This window comes from Henriciella mobilis (assembly GCF_003576315.1).
Classification (GTDB): domain Bacteria; phylum Pseudomonadota; class Alphaproteobacteria; order Caulobacterales; family Hyphomonadaceae; genus Henriciella; species Henriciella mobilis.
Window position 1 is genome coordinate 1 of the sequence record NZ_QWFZ01000006.1, and the last position, 15,258, is coordinate 15,258.

Below are 15,258 nucleotides of genomic sequence, written 5' to 3' on the forward strand. Positions count from 1 at the left end.
GGTGCGACCAGAAAGTCGCATCTGTTGAGTGAGGCAGGGATGCCTCTGGTCGAGCCTTCTCGACCATTTCTAGCCGGAGCGTGCGAGCTGGGTAACTGGCTGGTGCGAAGCCTCCGGAAACGAGCGGGGAGCTGGCAGCCACACGCCGGTGAACCGCCCAAGGAGAAGACCGGTATGGTGAACGAAAGTGAATCTGTGTTGATGCGTCGTTACCCATCAGTCCCCCGGAAGTGGCTTTTACGGGGAGCAAGGGAATGGGCTGGGGGCACGTGGATCCCTCAGTCGGAAGGTCGATATTCCCCGGCGTATAGCAGGCACCTAACCCGGTCGCATCTCACAGATGCGGAACTGAGTAACCCCGATGAGGTCCGGTCGCTGGTAACAGCGCCCGGTAAGCGGCTCGCAAGAGCCGCCCAACTCCTCAGCGGGTGTAGGAAGTTATCAGAAGCGAATGCCGCCAGCCGAAAGGCACGGGGAATACATAACCCGGTGGATAGGGCCATGCCCAACCTGAAAGGGTGCTGACAGATGACTGGTGAGTCCCCCGTAATCTCGTGGAACAGCAACCGAACCGTTCGTGAAAAGATGGACGGGCCGCAAGGCCTGATCGTAAGCGACGGAACTGTTCACTGGCAGACCATTGACTGGCCTGCCGCCTATCGAACCGTCAGGACGCTGCGCCGGAGAATCTATCGGGCGACTGAAATGCGGGACTGGAAAACGGTCCGCTCGTTGCAAAAGCTGATGCTGCACAGCCGGGCGAACCTGCTCGTTTCCATCCGAAGGGTCAGCCAGATCAATCGTGGGAAAGCCTCTCCCGGTGTCGATGCGCGAACCGCACTGACGCCGACCGAGCGGGCCGGCCTTGCGAACCAGTTGGTGAACCTCAAGGCATGGGAACCGCTTCCAGCCCGGAGGGTGTATATCCCTAAAGCGAGCGGCAAGAAGCGGCCGCTCGGAATCCCGTCCCTCATCGACCGGTGCCAGCAGGCCATTGTGCTCAATGCACTTGAGCCCTGTTGGGAAGCGCAGTTCGAGGGGACAAGCTACGGGTTCCGGCCCGGTCGTGGCGTCCATGACGCCATAGAGCGGATATATCTGGCAACCAAGTCCGGGTCCAAACGGGTCTGGGTTCTTGATGCCGATATCAAAGGCTGCTTCGACAATATCGACCATGACGCCCTGATGGAGGCTATCGGCAACTTCCCCGCAAGGGGAATGATCCGCCGTTGGCTGAAGGCAGGCTATGTGGAAGATGGCGTGTTCCACGCCACCGAGCAGGGTACACCGCAAGGCGGGGTCATTAGTCCTCTCCTTGCCAACATCGCCCTGCATGGAATGGAAGAAGCGCTGGGCATTGAGTATCGTGGAGGCACAAGCGCCTCATACGTGAAACCTCACTGCCCTGTCTTCGTGCGGTATGCTGACGACTTCGTCGTCATCTGCCACACTGAGACGCAAGCGCTTGAGGCCAGGGAGCGCGTTGCTGCATTCCTCGCCGGGCGCGGCCTTAACCTCTCCGAGGAGAAGACCAGTATCCGGCACATACGGGAAGGCTTCGACTTCCTTGGCTTCAATGTCCGTTCCTATAAGGTGGCAGACCGCGCCGCTGGCACGAAGACCCTGATCAAACCTTCCAAGGACGCCGTTAAAGCGTTTAGGAAGAAGCTCAGGGACCTGTTCCGCGCCCATGTCGGCTCGGATCAGGGGCAACTGCTTGCAGCTGCCAATCCGGTAATACGTGGATGGTGCAACTACTACCGTTACAGTGTCGCCGGGAAAATCTTCTCAGGGATCGAACACTATGTCCATGTCCGGCAACGTCGCTGGTGCCATCGTGCCCATGCGAGGAAGCTGAAACACTGGTGGATGCGGAAATACTTCGGGCGGCACTATAACTGCCCGAACTTCAGCTACACCTTTATGGACAAGCAGTCTGGTGCGTTCATGATCCATCCAGCCGCGATCAAAATCGTGCGCTGGACGATGGTGAAACACCGCAACTCTCCCGACGATCCGTCTCTCGCCGATTACTGGCGAAACCGGGCCCGCCGGATGGGAGGGACTGACCTCACGCGCAGTTGGCAGAAGGTTGCGCAGCGGCAACGGCACAAGTGCCCGACCTGCCGCGAGAGCCTCTACAATGGCGAAACCATCCGCATGTCTCATGTGGATGGGGACAGGGCGAACGGTTCCTACCGGAACCTGCGACTTGTCCACGCCGACTGCCGCCGCGCGGCACAACAGGGACTTGCTTGAGCCGTGTGCGGGGAAACTTGCAAGCACGGTTCTGAGGGGACGGGTCGGCGGCAACGCCGACCTGTTACCCGACATCAGAACGATCCTGTCCGGGCGCCTGTCCAGGCCGGGATGGTGATCGAACAGGTGATGCGGGAAGATGAGCAGGGCTTTTGTCATGCCACGACATAGCTAGTCCGCAGCGCCCACAGGCAAAGGCTGCAAAACCGCTTCGCTGCCATTGCGGAGGTCCCCGAGTCCCTGCCATTATCACGCGCGATGAGTGATGAGTCCCTGAACGAGCCCGAAGGCGAGCGCGATGATGCGACCTTCTCCATGTTTGGAGAGGAGGAAATGGGCTCGGCCGAGGCCAAGGCGCCCTATCAGGTGCTCGCGCGGAAGTACCGCCCGAAGCTCTTCTCCGACCTGATCGGCCAGGAAGCCATGGTGCGGACGCTGCGCAACGCCTTCGAGACGGGCCGGATCGCGCATGCCTTCATGCTCACCGGCGTCCGCGGGGTCGGCAAGACGACGACAGCCCGGCTTCTCGCGCGCGCTTTCAACTATGAGGGCGCCGATCATGACGGCCCCAGCCTGAAGCTCGACCCGCCGGGCGAGCACTGCAAGGCGATCATGGAAAGCCGCCACCCGGATGTGCTGGAGCTCGATGCCGCATCGCGGACCGGTGTGGCCGATATGCGTGACCTGCTCGATGGCGTGCGCTATTCGCCTCAGGCCGCGCGCTACAAGGTCTACATCATCGACGAAGTTCACATGCTCTCGACGGCGTCATTCAATGCGCTGCTGAAGACGCTGGAAGAGCCGCCGCCGCATGTGAAGTTCATCTTCGCCACGACCGAAATCCGGAAGGTGCCGGTCACGGTCCTGTCGCGCTGCCAGCGCTTCGACCTGAAACGGCTGGAGACGGCCGAACTCGCCGCGCACCTTGCAAAGATCGCTGCGCGCGAAGGCGCGAAGATTTCCGAGGAGGGCATCACGCTGATTGCGCGGGCGGCCGAGGGGTCCGTCCGGGACGGGCTCTCCATCCTCGACCAGGCGATCGTGCAGGGGCTCGATGGCGGCGAGATCAGTGGCGAAGCTGTGCGCGACATGCTTGGCCTTGGCGACCGGCTACGCCTGCTCGATGTGTTTGAGTATGCGGTGACCGGCAAGGCGCAGGAAGCGGTCAGCGAAATTACCGACCAGATCCAGATTGGCGCCGACCCGCTGGTCCTGATGAAGGACCTCCTGGAGATTGCTGCCGATGTCGCCACCGTCCAGGCCATGGGTGACAATTACACGCTGCCCGGTCCGGCCGACTGGACCAACCGGACCAAGCAGATCGCCGATAGCGTCACGCCCGCCCAGGCCCAGCGCAACTGGCAGATCCTGCTGTCGGGCTATCGCGATACCCAGAGTGCGCCGGAGACCGACGTTGCCCTGCGCATGGTGATTCTTCGGCTTGTCTCTGCAGCAGGCCTGCCCTCGCCGGAGGATGCGGCGCGGATGATCGCTGAGGGCGGGGGCAGTGCAAGCTCCGCCCGCGGCAAGGGCGGCAAGGAAGATCCCAATGTCGTCCCCGTCGGCGGCGGCGGAACCGGCCAGCTGTCGAAGTTCGAGGATGTCCTCGACCTCCTGGAAAAGGAACGCCAGCCGACCCTCTGGGGCCAGGCCAAGGCCTATATCCGTCCGGCCGTCTTCGCCGATGGCACGATCAGTTGCGACCTGAAGGACGGCGCGCCCGTCGACCTCCTTCGCCGGCTGACCGATTTCCTTGAAGTGTCCACGGGCCGCGTCTGGGATGTACAAAAGGCCAAGACCAATCGCGAAACCGTCAAGGAGCGCGAGGAGCGGCTGAAGAATGAGCGGATCGAGGCGGTCAGGTCGGACCCGGATGTCCGCGCGGCGCTGGCGGCCATTCCCGGCGCTGAAATCGTTGAGGTCAGCGACCCTCAACCACTTGAAGCGACGGGCACGGAGGACAATGTCGTCCCCTTGCGCGTAGCGAGTCACAAGAAAGGGTAGGCGGTCGCCATGAAAGACCTCGGAAAGATCATGCAGCAGGCCCAGCAGATGCAGGCCAAGATGCAGGAAGCCCAGGAAAAGATCGAGAATATCGAGGCCGAAGGTGTCGCCGGCGCCGGTCTCGTAAAGGTTCGCCTGAAGGGCAAGGGCGACATGGTCGGAGTGACCATCGATCCGTCCCTGATGGGCGATGAGGCCGAAATCGTCGAAGATCTCATCAAGGCGGCGCATTCCGATGCGAAGAAGCGCCTCGATGAGGAAATGGAAAAGGCGATGAAGGAAGCCACCTCGGGCTTCGGCGGCATGCTGCCGGGCTTCAAGATGCCGTTCTAGGCGCCGTCGCGGTTACAGTATGAGCCAGAAGAGCGCCGGTCCCGAAATCCTGAAGATGATCGAGCTGATCGCCAAGCTGCCAGGGCTCGGGCCAAGGTCCGCGCGGCGGGCGGCCCTGCACCTGCTCAAGCGCAAGGACCAGCTCCTCCTGCCGCTTGCCGATGCGCTGGCCGAGGCCGGTAGCCGGATCGAGCGCTGCCGGACCTGCGGGAATTTCGATACGCTGCAGCCCTGCGCGGTCTGCCAGTCCGATGGCCGGGACAATAGTGTGATCTGTGTTGTCGAGGATGTGCCCGACCTCTGGGCACTGGAGCGCGCGAGCGCCTTTCGCGGCCGCTACCATGTGCTTGGCGGCGTGCTGTCGCCGCTGGACGGCGTGGAGCCGGAAGACCTGACCATCGGCATGCTGATCGACCGCCTCAAGGGCGGCGAGGTGCGTGAAGTGATCTTCGCGCTCTCGGCCACGCTCGATGGCCAGATCACGGTCGATTATGTGAAGGACCAGATCGAGGATCAGGGGCTGGAGGTCCAGACGACCAGGCTTGCCCAGGGCGTCCCGCATGGCGGCGAACTCGACCACCTCGACGAGGGCACCCTGGCTGCGGCCATGCGCTCGCGGCGCTAGGCTTACTCCACCGCGCGTTCCTTGGCCCGCTTCCAGGCATCGCGCTGCATGTTGCGGTCGTAATAGGCCTTGAGGTGCCTGTAGGGCTCAAGCTCTCCCAGACGCTCGGCCATGCTGGCGATATAGGTGGTGCCGATGTCCGGCGCCTGGAAGTTGTCGCCGAGAATGTACGGCATCTCGGCGAGGCGCTTGTCGAGCAGGCCGAGATGCAGCGGCACCTCGCCATCGGCAAAGCCCTTGAAGACCGGAGAGGGGTTGTCGCCCTCGCGCGCCTGCAGCATTCGCAGAAAAAGCGGCAGGAAGGCCGAGCCCTCAGGATAGTGTAGCCAGCGCTGGTATTCGGCCCAGGCCTTCCAGTCCGACCGCGGCGGCGCAAGCGTGTTGCCGGTATCGTAGCGATCGACAAGATAGGACGCGATCGCGCCCGACTCTGTCAGCAGGATGTCGTCATCCTCGATTGTCGGCGACTTGCCGAGCGGTGTTGCGCTCTTGATGTCGTCCTGTGAGCGGAAGGTCTCAGGATTGCGGTGATAGACTTTCAGCTCATAGTCGAGGCCGAGCTCTTCCAGCAGCCAGACCGTAAAGATCGAACGGCCGATGCGCAGGTGATGGAGTGTAATCATTCGGATTTCGTGACCGCATAGATCACGCCTTCCATGTCAGCGGTTGCAGCGTAGAGCGTGCCATCGGGACCGATGGTCACGTCGCGAAACGGGATATCGAGCCCTGAGAGCATATCTTCCGTGCCCAGAACATTGCCCTCCTCATCGAGGTCGACATGCACGAGCTTCTGCCCCTTCGGCCCGTTCATGGCGCCGACGATCAGGTCTCCCTGCCAGTCACTCCAGGCCTCGCCCTTAACCAGCACCATGCCCGAAGGCGCGATGGACGGGACCCATTTCACGACGGGCTGTTCCATGCCCGGTGCCTCGGTTTCCTCGGTGATGACCGTCCCGTCATAGTTCACGCCATAGGTGATTTCCGGCCAGCCATAATTGTTGCCCGGCGCGATGATGTTGAGCTCGTCGCCGCCTTTCGGGCCATGCTCATGGGCCCAGAGAATGTCGCGGCCTTCGTCATAGACAAGGCCTTGCACATTGCGGTGGCCATAGGACCAGACGGCTGGCGCGCCCTCCTCGCCGCTTGCGAAGGGATTGTCCTCCGGGATCGAGCCATCGGGATTTATCCGGGCGATCGTGCCGTGATAATTCATCGGGTTCTGCGCTTCGTCCATGTAGCGGAAACCCTCGCCCATGGTCACGATCAGCGTGCCATCCGGCAGGAAGGCGAGGCGCCCGCCGAAATGGTAGGCCGTCCCGCGGATTGTGCCGGCAAAGATTTCCTGGACATCGGACAGTTCGGACGCGTCCTCAGAGAGCACACCTTTGATGACGGTCGTCGTGTTTTCGCTCGTGGTTCCCTTGGCATAGGCGAGATAGAGCGTTCGATTGGACGCAAAGTCCGGGTCGAGCGCCATGGCAAAGTACCCGCCCTGTCCTTCGACGAGTGCCTCCGGCGTGCCGGCGACCGGCGCGTCGAGCAGTGAGCCATCCCGAACAACGCGAATATGACCGTCACGCTCGGAGACGAGCATCTCGCCGGACGGCAGAAACATCATGTCCCAGGGAAAGGTCAGACCGTCCACGACAGGCGTCAGCGTATAGCCGTCCCTGGATGTCATGGTTCCTGCAACGGCGCCGGCTTCCCCGGCCGTCGAATTTTCAGTGCCCGGGCCTGGCCCGGCTTCGCCGCCGCTGCACGCCCCGAGAAGCAGCAGGACAGCGGCGGTCGCTCTGGAAAAAGTCATGTCGGTCACCTCGAAACGCTTCAGCGAGATTGTAGACCAGTCCGACCGGCAGGCAAATGAGACGCGCCGTTCTCGGTGGCATAAAAAAAGGGCGGCCTTCGCAGGCCGCCCAGCCCTGTCAGGGGGCAAGTAGAGTGTTACCAGCTCTTGCTCACGGACACGCCGTAAAGCGCCGGCTCGTTCAGGAAGACGTTCGAGAACAGGCCTGAAGAGTCATCGGTGAGATAAGAGCCCGTGATGACATCATCGTCGGCGATATTCTTGCCGAAGATCTCAAGCTGCAGACCATGGTCCGCATTCTCGAAGAGAATCGAGAGGTTGATATTGTCCCAGCTCTCAAGCTGGTCTCGGCCGCTATTCCAGACACGCGAGAAGGAATCGGCCTGATAGTAGTAGTCGCCGCGTAGACGCATGCTCCAGGCAGAGCCGCCGAGGGCTTCGAACGTATACTCGGCGCCGAGATTGAACGTCGTGTCTGGCGTGCCGGGCAGGTTGTTGCCGTCGAGATTGGCGGCATCGCCCCGGAAGGGGGTGAGGGCCGAAGCTGTCTGCATGACGCCATTGGAGTCCATGTAGGACACGGTGTTCGACAGGCCCAGTGCTCCCTCTGCAAAGGCGATATCCGTCGCCATATCGCCGCTGCCGCCGTCCGTGCCGTTGAAGGCGTCATACAGCCCCGCCGCGAAGGCGCCCGAGCACAGGCCAAGCGTCGCCCCAGGCGTTGCCTGGCCGCCCTGAATGGCGCCGAGGACAGTGGCGTAGCCTTCGGCGGAAATCACGCAATTCGCCGCTCCGGGGAAGCTCTTCAGCGTGACAAGATCGCTGCGTCCCTGCGTACGGTTCAGGACGTCGACGGCATGGGTATCGACGATCTGCGCGTCGAGCAGGCCGAGATTGGCGTTCACGACAAAGGTGGACGCCGGGTTCCAGACGGTTTCCAGTTCAAACCCGGTTATCTCGGCATCCACATTGAAGTTGGCCGATGTGCGGTTGATGATCTGGGTGATCTGGTAGTCGGTGTAGTCGTAGTAGAAGCCTGTCGCATTCAGCTGAAGGGCGCCGTCAGCAAGCGTGTTCTTCGTGCCGATTTCGTAGGAATTAATGAATTCGGGCTCGAAGAAGAAGGGGAAAAAGCTGGCGCCGACCGGCTGCGGCGGGTTGATGCCGCCGCCTTTATAGCCGCGCGAGTAGAAGGCGTAGAAAAGCGAGTCTTCGGAGAAGCTCAGATCCGGGGACCAGTCGACACCGAAGCGGCCTGTGACTTCTTCATACTGGACGTTGAACGTGCCATCGCCGGCTTCGTCATTGGAGTTGCCGGGGATTGGCGTCGCGGCGAGCGGATCGGGAACGTCGATAACGCTTTCACTCAGGAAGGTCGGAATCCGACGGACTTCCTTGTCGTCGCTCGTGTAACGCAGACCGACCGTCAACTGCAGGTCATCGGTGAGGTCGAAGTATCCTTCGCCGAACACCGCGAAACTGTCTAGCGTATAGGGTGTGATCGACCGGAAGTATTGACGGGACACACCATCGATATTCTCGATCGGCGTCGCGCCGGCTCCGGCGACATCCTCAATGGGGAAGACCTCTGCGCCTGCTGCAGCATTAAGAAGCTGATTGAACGCCGTCGAGGTGTTGAAGAAGACGTAGTAGCTTTCTTGAATCTTGGGGTCCTGATTGGTCTCGTAATCGACCATGATGGCGCCAAGATTGAAATTGAACCGTCCGTCGAAATCAGATTGCAGGCGCAGCTCGTGCGTGGATTGCTCGGAATAGCCGCCGGAAATGTCGGCAGCGACGGGCGCATTGAATGGCCCGAGTTGTGGATCGGAAATGACACCACCGGGGAAAAGAACCGGATAGAGGGCGGCAAATCCTGCCGGGAAGGCCGGATTGATCGAGCCGGTGAGCGCAACGAACGGGCTGGCCGATGTGTTGAATGGTACATCTGCAGCATATTCGTTGTAGTCTTCCTGCGAGATGACCTCATTTTCGTTGTAGCTGCCGAGATAGGTGAGCACCAGGCTATCGGTGAGATCGAATTCGGCTTTCCAGGTGAACAGATCCTGCTGGCCTTCATAGGTTGGATCGAAGTAGCTCTCGACTTTACGGAGGTCGGGTATGATACCGCTTGTATTGCTGTCGACATCGATCGCATTACCCGTTAGCGGATCGATGCCGCCCATCGTACCGGACAAGAAGCCGTACTGCCCCGCGAGCGTACCGGCGGTATTCACGCCGCCGAGGGAAGCCGGGTCATCAAGCCTCGCCTCAACGCAGCCTACGGAGGTGATTAGCTGATCGAAGGCTGATATCGGGATGCCGGCGAAGGACGTTTTGATGGGGTCCTTGGCACAGAACTGTTTGCCCGAGCGGATGCGGCTGTCATCCTCCTCGAAATGTTCGTAGATGAATAGTGTCCGTAGCCGGTCGGTCGGTTCCCAGGCAAACGAGGCGCGGATCGAATAAAGGTCGCGATCGTCAATATCGTTCCCCGTGGTGACATTATCGACAAAGCCGTCGCGCTGTAGCAGAGAGCCAGCAACACGCAGGGCAGCTGTCTCGCCAACCGGCACGTTTATCATGCCCTTGGCCTTGAAGGTGTTGTAGTTGCCGTAGGTGAGTTTCGCGTCGGCCTGGAACTCCTCCAGCACCGGCTTGGCCGTGATCAGGTTGAACACACCGCCGGTCGCGTTGCGGCCATAGAGTGTCCCTTGCGGCCCGCGCAGCGTTTCGACCCGCTCCACGTCATAGAACTCGGCTTCAAACAGGCTGTTGGACGTCAGCGGGACATCGTTCTGGTGGACACCCACCCCCGCATCGGCGGACGTCGTCACGGCATCGACGCCGATGCCGCGTATCCGGAAATTGTAGCCAGTGAAATTGCCCTTGGTGAAGTTTACGTTCGGGATGGATTTGACCAGATCCGGGCCACCGCTCAACTGCAGCTTGTCGAGCGCTTCCTCGTCAAAGGCCGAAACCGCGATCGGAACATCCTGGATCGACTCCTCGGTTTTCTGGGTTGTGACCAGAACCGTACCCAGCGTGCGCTGCGCTTCTGTGTCTTCCTGCGCCACTGCAGCCGGGACAGCCCAGCTCATGGCGACCAGCGATGCGCCCGCCAGCATCAGATACTTTTCGGGTGTCTTGTGACTCATCTAACTCTCCTCCCGTCGAGCGCTGTTATTCTGTTTGCGCTCGATTTTTTGCGTTTCCTCACGGGCCTTCCTTTTTTGTCCGGAAGTGCCTCAACTGTTATGACAGCGACAGTGGCGACAATTTGTCAACTGCTTCTCGTGTATTGTCCACGATGCTTTAAAACCGTGCTTTTTGGGTGACGCATACATGACGCTACGGAAGGTTTTGCTTGGTTGGAGGGGTTGGCTCTGCTAACTGCGCGCTCATGGTAAAACCCACTTCGGCACTGGTACTTTTCTCCGGCGGACAGGACTCGACAACGTGTCTGGCTTCGGCGCTCAAACGGTTCGCTCATGTCGAGACGGTTGGCTTCGACTATGGTCAGCGTCACAAGGTCGAATTGCGCTGTCGCAAGAACGTGCTCAACGCGATCCGCAGCAAGTTTCCGCAATGGGCCGACAGGCTGGGCGAGGATCACATGATCGATCTCGCCGCGCTTGGCGAGATCAGCGACACGGCGCTGACGCGCGATACGGATATCGAGGAAGGCGAGAACGGCTTGCCGTCCACCTTCGTGCCCGGGCGAAACCTGATTTTTCTCACGCTATCGGCCGCGTTGGCTTGGCGCCGGGGCATTTCAGTGCTTGTCGGTGGTATGTGCGAGACCGACTATTCCGGCTATCCCGACTGTCGGCGCGACACGATCGACGCGCAGCAGAAAGCGATCGGCCTGGGCATGGACCGGTCTATCATCATCGAGACGCCGCTGATGTGGCTCGACAAGGCCGAGACCTGGCAACTTGCGGCTGACCTCGGCGGGCAGGCACTGGTCGACCTGATCGTCGATGAGACCCATACCTGCTACAAAGGCGAGCGGTTGCGCCGTCATGCCTGGGGTTATGGCTGCGGCGAGTGCCCGGCCTGCCAGCTGCGCAAGGCCGGTTTCGAAAAGTGGAAACAGGGCGCGGTTGCGTGAAGATCTACTCGGTGAAGGAAGCCTATGTGACGCTTCAGGGCGAAGGCGCACAGACCGGGCGCGCCGCCGTCTTCCTGCGCTTTGCCGGTTGCAACCTGTGGTCGGGCCTGGAGCGTGACCGGCACAAGGCGGTGTGCCAGTTCTGCGATACCGACTTTGTCGGAACGAATGGCGAGAATGGCGGCAAGTTTGAAGGCGCCGACGCGCTGGCAGACCATGTCGCCAGCCTCTGGGCTGCTGCGGCCGGTGCGCACGCTGACGAAGCTTATGTTGTGTGCACGGGCGGCGAGCCGCTATTGCAGCTCGATAGCCCTCTGATCGAGGCGCTTCACGCGCGCGGGTTCGAGGTTGGTGTCGAGACAAACGGGACAGTTGCCGCCCCTGCCGGGCTGGACTGGATCTGCATTTCGCCCAAAGCCAATGCGGCGCTTGTGCAAAGCCGGGGAGATGAGCTGAAACTCGTCTATCCCCAGGATGAGCCCGAAGCCCAGCCGGAGCGCTTCGAGATGCTGCAGTTCCAGCACTTCTTCCTTCAGCCCAAAGATGATAACAGGCAGGCCGAGAATATCGCTGCCGCGGCAGCCTACTGCATGAAGCATCCGAAATGGCGACTGAGCTTACAAACCCACAAACTGATCGGGCTGCCCTGAACCCGTCAGGCGAAGTGTTCGAAATCTCGAAGGCGGTGACCTTCGAGGCGGCACATTTCATGGGCGGAAAGCCCGAAGGCCACCCATATCGCAACCTGCATGGCCATTCCTTCCGGCTGGAAGCGAGTGTGCGCGGCAAGGTCAAGCCGGGCGAGGAATGGGTGGAGGATTTCAGCAAGCTGACGGCAGCCCTGCAGGACGTCGCCCAGCAACTTGACCATAGGCTGCTGAACGAGATTGAGGGCCTGTCCGTGCCGACCCTGGAGCGGGTCTGCCTTTGGGTCGCAAACATGTTGAGACCTACTCTGCCGGGCCTCACGCGCGTCACGCTATCGCGCCCGTCGCTCAACGAGACCTGTTCGCTCGACCTGACCGGCCAGTCGAATACGTAGTGATCCGGCCGGCCGGCGGTCTGGTCTATTCGCTAAGCTTTTCAGCAAACTTCTTGGCGAAACGGCTGGAGGCGCGCTTGGCATCGCCCCAGACGCCGGTGGCGCCGACCATCTGGATGTTGGTCTCATACCAGTCGTACTGAAGCTCTGCGACGGCCTCGCCACTGGCATTGTAGGCCGTCCCTTCCAGGTCCATGCCGCCGATCGATTTCGAGCGCAGCATGTCGAGACCGGGCTCATCACTCATCTGCTGCATGGTCGGGCGATTGGGTTTCGCATCCACGATGATGACGCTGATACGGGCCGGATCGACATTTGCCTTGCGCAGTTCACGTTCGAGGTCCGAACGGATTTCCTTGGACAGGCGATCGCCTTCCTTGGCACCATAGTCGGATTCCAGTTTCTCCTGGAATTCGGCCGAATAGGTAATGCTGATTTCCGAGGCTGCAGCTGCGGGAACGATGACAGCGGCCGCGAGAGAGACAAGTAGCGTTTTCATGGGCACCTCCTGAAGGCTCAAGCATACCATCGTTAACGCTCGCGCGCCAAGCAGGTTGCCTGCGATGGGGGCCTTGCGGGGACGCGCCTAGTCGTCGTCCTTGTCGTCTTTCTTCTTCTTGTCCTTCTTGCCGTCCGGCACGACGGCACCGACAGCAGCGCCGGTCACGTTGACCGCGCCCTCGGCGACATCGCCAGCGACGCCAACAGCAGTTCTGACAAGACAGCCACTCAGGAGGAGCGGGGCTGCGACGAGGAGGGGGAGTGCTTTTAACCGGGCCATGCGCGCGAAGCTGGCACGGCCCGGTTAATCAGGCAATAACAGGCCCTAGACCGTATCGACAAATACGATCTCTGCATCCTTCAGGCCCTTGAATTGAAGCGATTCCGGGCCGGTGACTGCTGCGCCGTCGCGGGCCTTCAGCACCTCGCCGTTCAGTTCCACTTCGCCGGCGGCGAGCACGAAATAGCCAAAGCGGCCTTCGCTGACCTGATAGTCGAGGGTTTCGCCTGCCTTCAGGGTCGCGCCAAGTACCTTGGCATCCTGGCGGATCGGGAGCGCCTTGTCGGCTTCATTGCCACTGGCAAGAACCGCCCATTGCCCGGACCGGTCGGCCTTGGGAAACTTGCGGGCGCCCCAGCCGGGGGACCCGCCATAGCTTTCCGGTTCGATCCAGATCTGGAAGAGCGTGGTTTCTTCCGTCTCGGCATTCCATTCCGAATGCTGGACGCCGCGCCCGGCGCTCATCACCTGGACGTCGCCAGCTTCCGTGCGGCCCTTGTTGCCCATCGAGTCCTGATGGGTGATTGCACCTTTGCGGACATAGGTGATGATTTCCATATCGCGGTGCCCGTGCGGGGGAAAGCCGGTCTGCGGACGGATCCTGTCGTCATTCCAGACACGCAGCTTGCCGTGTCCCATGCGGGCCGGATCGTAATAGTGCGAGAAGGAAAAATGGTAGTGGGCGTCCAGCCACTCGTTCTGGAAGGTGCCCAGCTTGTCGAAACGTCTGATGTCGATCATGTCTGCCTCCTGTTGAGGGGTTTCGTTGACCGAGAGATTGGGCATGAGGCGCGCCGCGTCCAGAAGCTGCACCGGACAGGACTTATGCCGATAACGAATGAATTCACTCTTCGCTGGACCTGGCGAGCTCGACCTTGATCGTCGATCCGGGTGTGATCAGCACGTCCTCGTGGCGCAGCGGGATGTCGATCCCATGCTCCTTGAACCTGTCCCAGACATTGAGCAGCACTTCGGAGGAGACATTGGAAACACCATTTTCCGGGTCATTGATCCAGAAACGCACTTCCAGCTCGATCGCCTCGTCCCCGAACTCCATGACAAGGCATTTCGGTGCCGGCGACTGCAAGACGCGCGATGTGTTTGCTGCGCCTTCGCAAACCAGGTCCACCGCCAGGCGCAGGTCTGTTTCATATTCGACCCGCAAGCGCCGCTTCACGCGGACATCCTTGTTTGAATAGGACCAGTTCACGACCTTGTCCGTGATCAGCATCTCGTTCGGGATCAGATGCTCCTTGCCGTCGCGCGTGATGACAGACGCGTAGCGCAGGCCGAGCGATTTCACGACGCCGTAGGTCTCGTCCACCTCGATGACGTCATTTGGCTTGATGGAGCGGTCGGTCAGCAGGATCACACCGGAAATGAAATTCGCGACGATCTGCTGCATGCCGAAGCCGAGGCCGACACCGATGGCACCGCCGAGCACGGCGAGACCGGACAGCGGTATGCCGAGACCAGCCAGCGTCAGCAGTGCCGCGCCGAAGAACAGGCCGATCTGCAGCGCATTCGACATCAGGATACGCAGCGATGGCTCAACACGGGGAAGGGCGTGGACGCGGGTTTTCAGCCGCGTTGCCAGCCAGTGCGCGATGAACAGGAAGAAGGCCGCTGTTGCGATGGCCTGAACGATGAAGATCGGGCTGATCCGTCCGCCGGCATAGGGCGGGCCGATATTCGACAGCCAGGCGATGGTCTCATCCAGCACGCCGAAGGCGTACAGGATGGCAAAGCCCCAGATTGTCCAGGCAAGCGGCTTGCGGACGGCATCCGGCAGGAAGGTCGTCACCAGCCGGATCAGCAGCCAGGCCAGCGCCAGAGAGGACGCGATCCGCACGAGCGTTCCATCCAGGCCCAGGCTGACGAAAAGGACGGTCGCCAGATAGAGAAAAAGCGCCCACAGGGCCGGGCGAACGAGCCGCGGGACGGTATCGTTCACATTGCGGGCGATGCTCTTTGGCAGGCGCCCGACCAGCCCGCTTGCCTGGCGCCGGATGGACGGGGCGAGGAGGGCGCCAAGCAGGACCGCAGCCAGCACCGCGCCGATCTGGTAGAGGACGGGCAGCAGGACATCGAGGTTGAGGATATTTTGCTGCGCCCATCCGACCGGATCGTCGAGGACAGGGCGGGCCCAGGCAAAATAGTCCGTCTGTGCGGCGGCGCCGTCCGGTGCAGCAGGATCGGGAGAGACGGTCCGGCAGTATTCGATCCCATCCCGAAGGACGCATTCCTTCAGGACGGTTTCGCCGTCAGACGGGGCCGCCTCACCCTGCATGTC

At 61.2% G+C, this 15,258-nt stretch carries 14 protein-coding genes; 7 read left to right on the forward strand and 7 right to left on the reverse strand.

The genetic code is table 11. The annotated features are described in order from the left end of the window. Positions 1-528: 528 nt before the first annotated feature. The 4 genes from ltrA to recR all read left to right on the forward strand — a co-directional run bounded on the left by ltrA (position 529) and on the right by recR (position 5,221). Complete coding sequence (gene ltrA / locus D1227_RS04980; RefSeq protein WP_119404062.1) at positions 529-2,259, forward strand: group II intron reverse transcriptase/maturase; 1,731 nt, start codon at positions 529-531, stop codon at positions 2,257-2,259. A gap of 258 nt (positions 2,260-2,517) precedes the next feature. Further along, entirely contained in the window at positions 2,518-4,263 is a 1,746-nt protein-coding gene (locus D1227_RS04985) for a DNA polymerase III subunit gamma/tau (RefSeq protein WP_119404063.1), read from the forward strand. Positions 4,264-4,272: 9 nt separating this feature from the next. Then, positions 4,273-4,596: a YbaB/EbfC family nucleoid-associated protein gene (locus D1227_RS04990; protein WP_119374493.1), complete on the forward strand. Its 324-nt coding sequence runs from the start codon at positions 4,273-4,275 to the stop codon at positions 4,594-4,596. Positions 4,597-4,615: 19 nt separating this feature from the next. After that, the gene (gene recR / locus D1227_RS04995; RefSeq protein WP_119374494.1) at positions 4,616-5,221 is read left to right on the forward strand and encodes a recombination mediator RecR; all 606 of its coding nucleotides are present in this window, start codon (positions 4,616-4,618) and stop codon (positions 5,219-5,221) included. 2 nt (positions 5,222-5,223) lie between these two features. On the opposite strand, the gene D1227_RS05000 is transcribed toward recR, so the two are convergent. The 3 genes from D1227_RS05000 to D1227_RS05010 all read right to left on the reverse strand — a co-directional run bounded on the left by D1227_RS05000 (position 5,224) and on the right by D1227_RS05010 (position 10,186). Further along, the gene (locus D1227_RS05000; protein WP_119404064.1) at positions 5,224-5,844 is read right to left on the reverse strand and encodes a glutathione S-transferase family protein; all 621 of its coding nucleotides are present in this window, start codon (positions 5,842-5,844) and stop codon (positions 5,224-5,226) included. Further along, positions 5,841-7,028 (reverse strand): PQQ-dependent sugar dehydrogenase, encoded by a 1,188-nt coding sequence (locus D1227_RS05005; RefSeq protein WP_119404292.1) that lies wholly within the window; start codon positions 7,026-7,028, stop codon positions 5,841-5,843. Before D1227_RS05005 ends, D1227_RS05000 begins: the two co-directional genes overlap by 4 nt. A 137-nt stretch (positions 7,029-7,165) precedes the next feature. Next, positions 7,166-10,186 (reverse strand): TonB-dependent receptor, encoded by a 3,021-nt coding sequence (locus D1227_RS05010; RefSeq protein WP_233349817.1) that lies wholly within the window; start codon positions 10,184-10,186, stop codon positions 7,166-7,168. Positions 10,187-10,431: 245 nt separating this feature from the next. Here D1227_RS05010 and queC point away from each other — a divergent pair, with 245 nt between their 5' ends. Genes queC through D1227_RS05025 form a run of 3 tightly spaced genes read left to right on the forward strand, consistent with a single transcriptional unit; the run spans position 10,432 to position 12,184 of the window. Next, on the forward strand, positions 10,432-11,142 hold the full coding sequence (gene queC / locus D1227_RS05015; RefSeq protein ID WP_119404065.1) for a 7-cyano-7-deazaguanine synthase QueC: 711 nt from the start codon (positions 10,432-10,434) through the stop codon (positions 11,140-11,142). Further along, on the forward strand, positions 11,139-11,792 hold the full coding sequence (gene queE / locus D1227_RS05020) for a 7-carboxy-7-deazaguanine synthase (RefSeq protein WP_119374497.1): 654 nt from the start codon (positions 11,139-11,141) through the stop codon (positions 11,790-11,792). The genes queC and queE overlap by 4 nt, the downstream gene beginning before the upstream one ends. Then, complete coding sequence (locus tag D1227_RS05025; RefSeq protein ID WP_119404066.1) at positions 11,747-12,184, forward strand: 6-carboxytetrahydropterin synthase; 438 nt, start codon at positions 11,747-11,749, stop codon at positions 12,182-12,184. The genes queE and D1227_RS05025 overlap by 46 nt, the downstream gene beginning before the upstream one ends. Positions 12,185-12,209: 25 nt before the next feature. On the opposite strand, the gene D1227_RS05030 is transcribed toward D1227_RS05025, so the two are convergent. From D1227_RS05030 to D1227_RS05045, 4 genes are all read right to left on the reverse strand, one after another. Next, positions 12,210-12,683 carry a hypothetical protein gene (locus D1227_RS05030; RefSeq protein ID WP_119404067.1) on the reverse strand — a complete coding sequence of 158 codons (474 nt, stop codon included), beginning with the start codon at positions 12,681-12,683 and terminating at the stop codon, positions 12,210-12,212. An 87-nt stretch (positions 12,684-12,770) separates the two neighbouring features. Further along, positions 12,771-12,965 carry a hypothetical protein gene (locus D1227_RS05035; RefSeq protein ID WP_119374500.1) on the reverse strand — a complete coding sequence of 65 codons (195 nt, stop codon included), beginning with the start codon at positions 12,963-12,965 and terminating at the stop codon, positions 12,771-12,773. Between the two features lie 45 nt (positions 12,966-13,010). Continuing rightward, positions 13,011-13,706, reverse strand: coding sequence for a pirin family protein (locus D1227_RS05040; protein ID WP_119404294.1), 696 nt, complete (start codon positions 13,704-13,706; stop codon positions 13,011-13,013). Between the two features lie 103 nt (positions 13,707-13,809). After that, positions 13,810-15,255 (reverse strand): mechanosensitive ion channel family protein, encoded by a 1,446-nt coding sequence (locus tag D1227_RS05045; protein ID WP_119404068.1) that lies wholly within the window; start codon positions 15,253-15,255, stop codon positions 13,810-13,812. Positions 15,256-15,258: the final 3 nt, after the last annotated feature.

Bases quoted from the DNA above. Each gene is read 5' to 3' on its own strand.
- D1227_RS04985 (WP_119404063.1), top strand. From the start codon at position 2,518: ATGAGTGATGAGTCCCTGAACGAGCCCGAAGGCGAGCGCGATGATGCG.
- D1227_RS05005 (WP_119404292.1), bottom strand. From the start codon at position 7,028: ATGACTTTTTCCAGAGCGACCGCCGCTGTCCTGCTGCTTCTCGGGGCG.
- D1227_RS05025 (WP_119404066.1), top strand. From the start codon at position 11,747: ATGGCGACTGAGCTTACAAACCCACAAACTGATCGGGCTGCCCTGAAC.
- queC (WP_119404065.1), top strand. From the start codon at position 10,432: ATGGTAAAACCCACTTCGGCACTGGTACTTTTCTCCGGCGGACAGGAC.
- ltrA (WP_119404062.1), top strand. From the start codon at position 529: ATGACTGGTGAGTCCCCCGTAATCTCGTGGAACAGCAACCGAACCGTT.
- D1227_RS05035 (WP_119374500.1), bottom strand. From the start codon at position 12,965: ATGGCCCGGTTAAAAGCACTCCCCCTCCTCGTCGCAGCCCCGCTCCTC.
- D1227_RS04990 (WP_119374493.1), top strand. From the start codon at position 4,273: ATGAAAGACCTCGGAAAGATCATGCAGCAGGCCCAGCAGATGCAGGCC.
- D1227_RS05000 (WP_119404064.1), bottom strand. From the start codon at position 5,844: ATGATTACACTCCATCACCTGCGCATCGGCCGTTCGATCTTTACGGTC.
- D1227_RS05045 (WP_119404068.1), bottom strand. From the start codon at position 15,255: ATGCAGGGTGAGGCGGCCCCGTCTGACGGCGAAACCGTCCTGAAGGAA.
- D1227_RS05030 (WP_119404067.1), bottom strand. From the start codon at position 12,683: ATGAAAACGCTACTTGTCTCTCTCGCGGCCGCTGTCATCGTTCCCGCA.
- D1227_RS05010 (WP_233349817.1), bottom strand. From the start codon at position 10,186: ATGAGTCACAAGACACCCGAAAAGTATCTGATGCTGGCGGGCGCATCG.
- D1227_RS05040 (WP_119404294.1), bottom strand. From the start codon at position 13,706: ATGATCGACATCAGACGTTTCGACAAGCTGGGCACCTTCCAGAACGAG.
- recR (WP_119374494.1), top strand. From the start codon at position 4,616: ATGAGCCAGAAGAGCGCCGGTCCCGAAATCCTGAAGATGATCGAGCTG.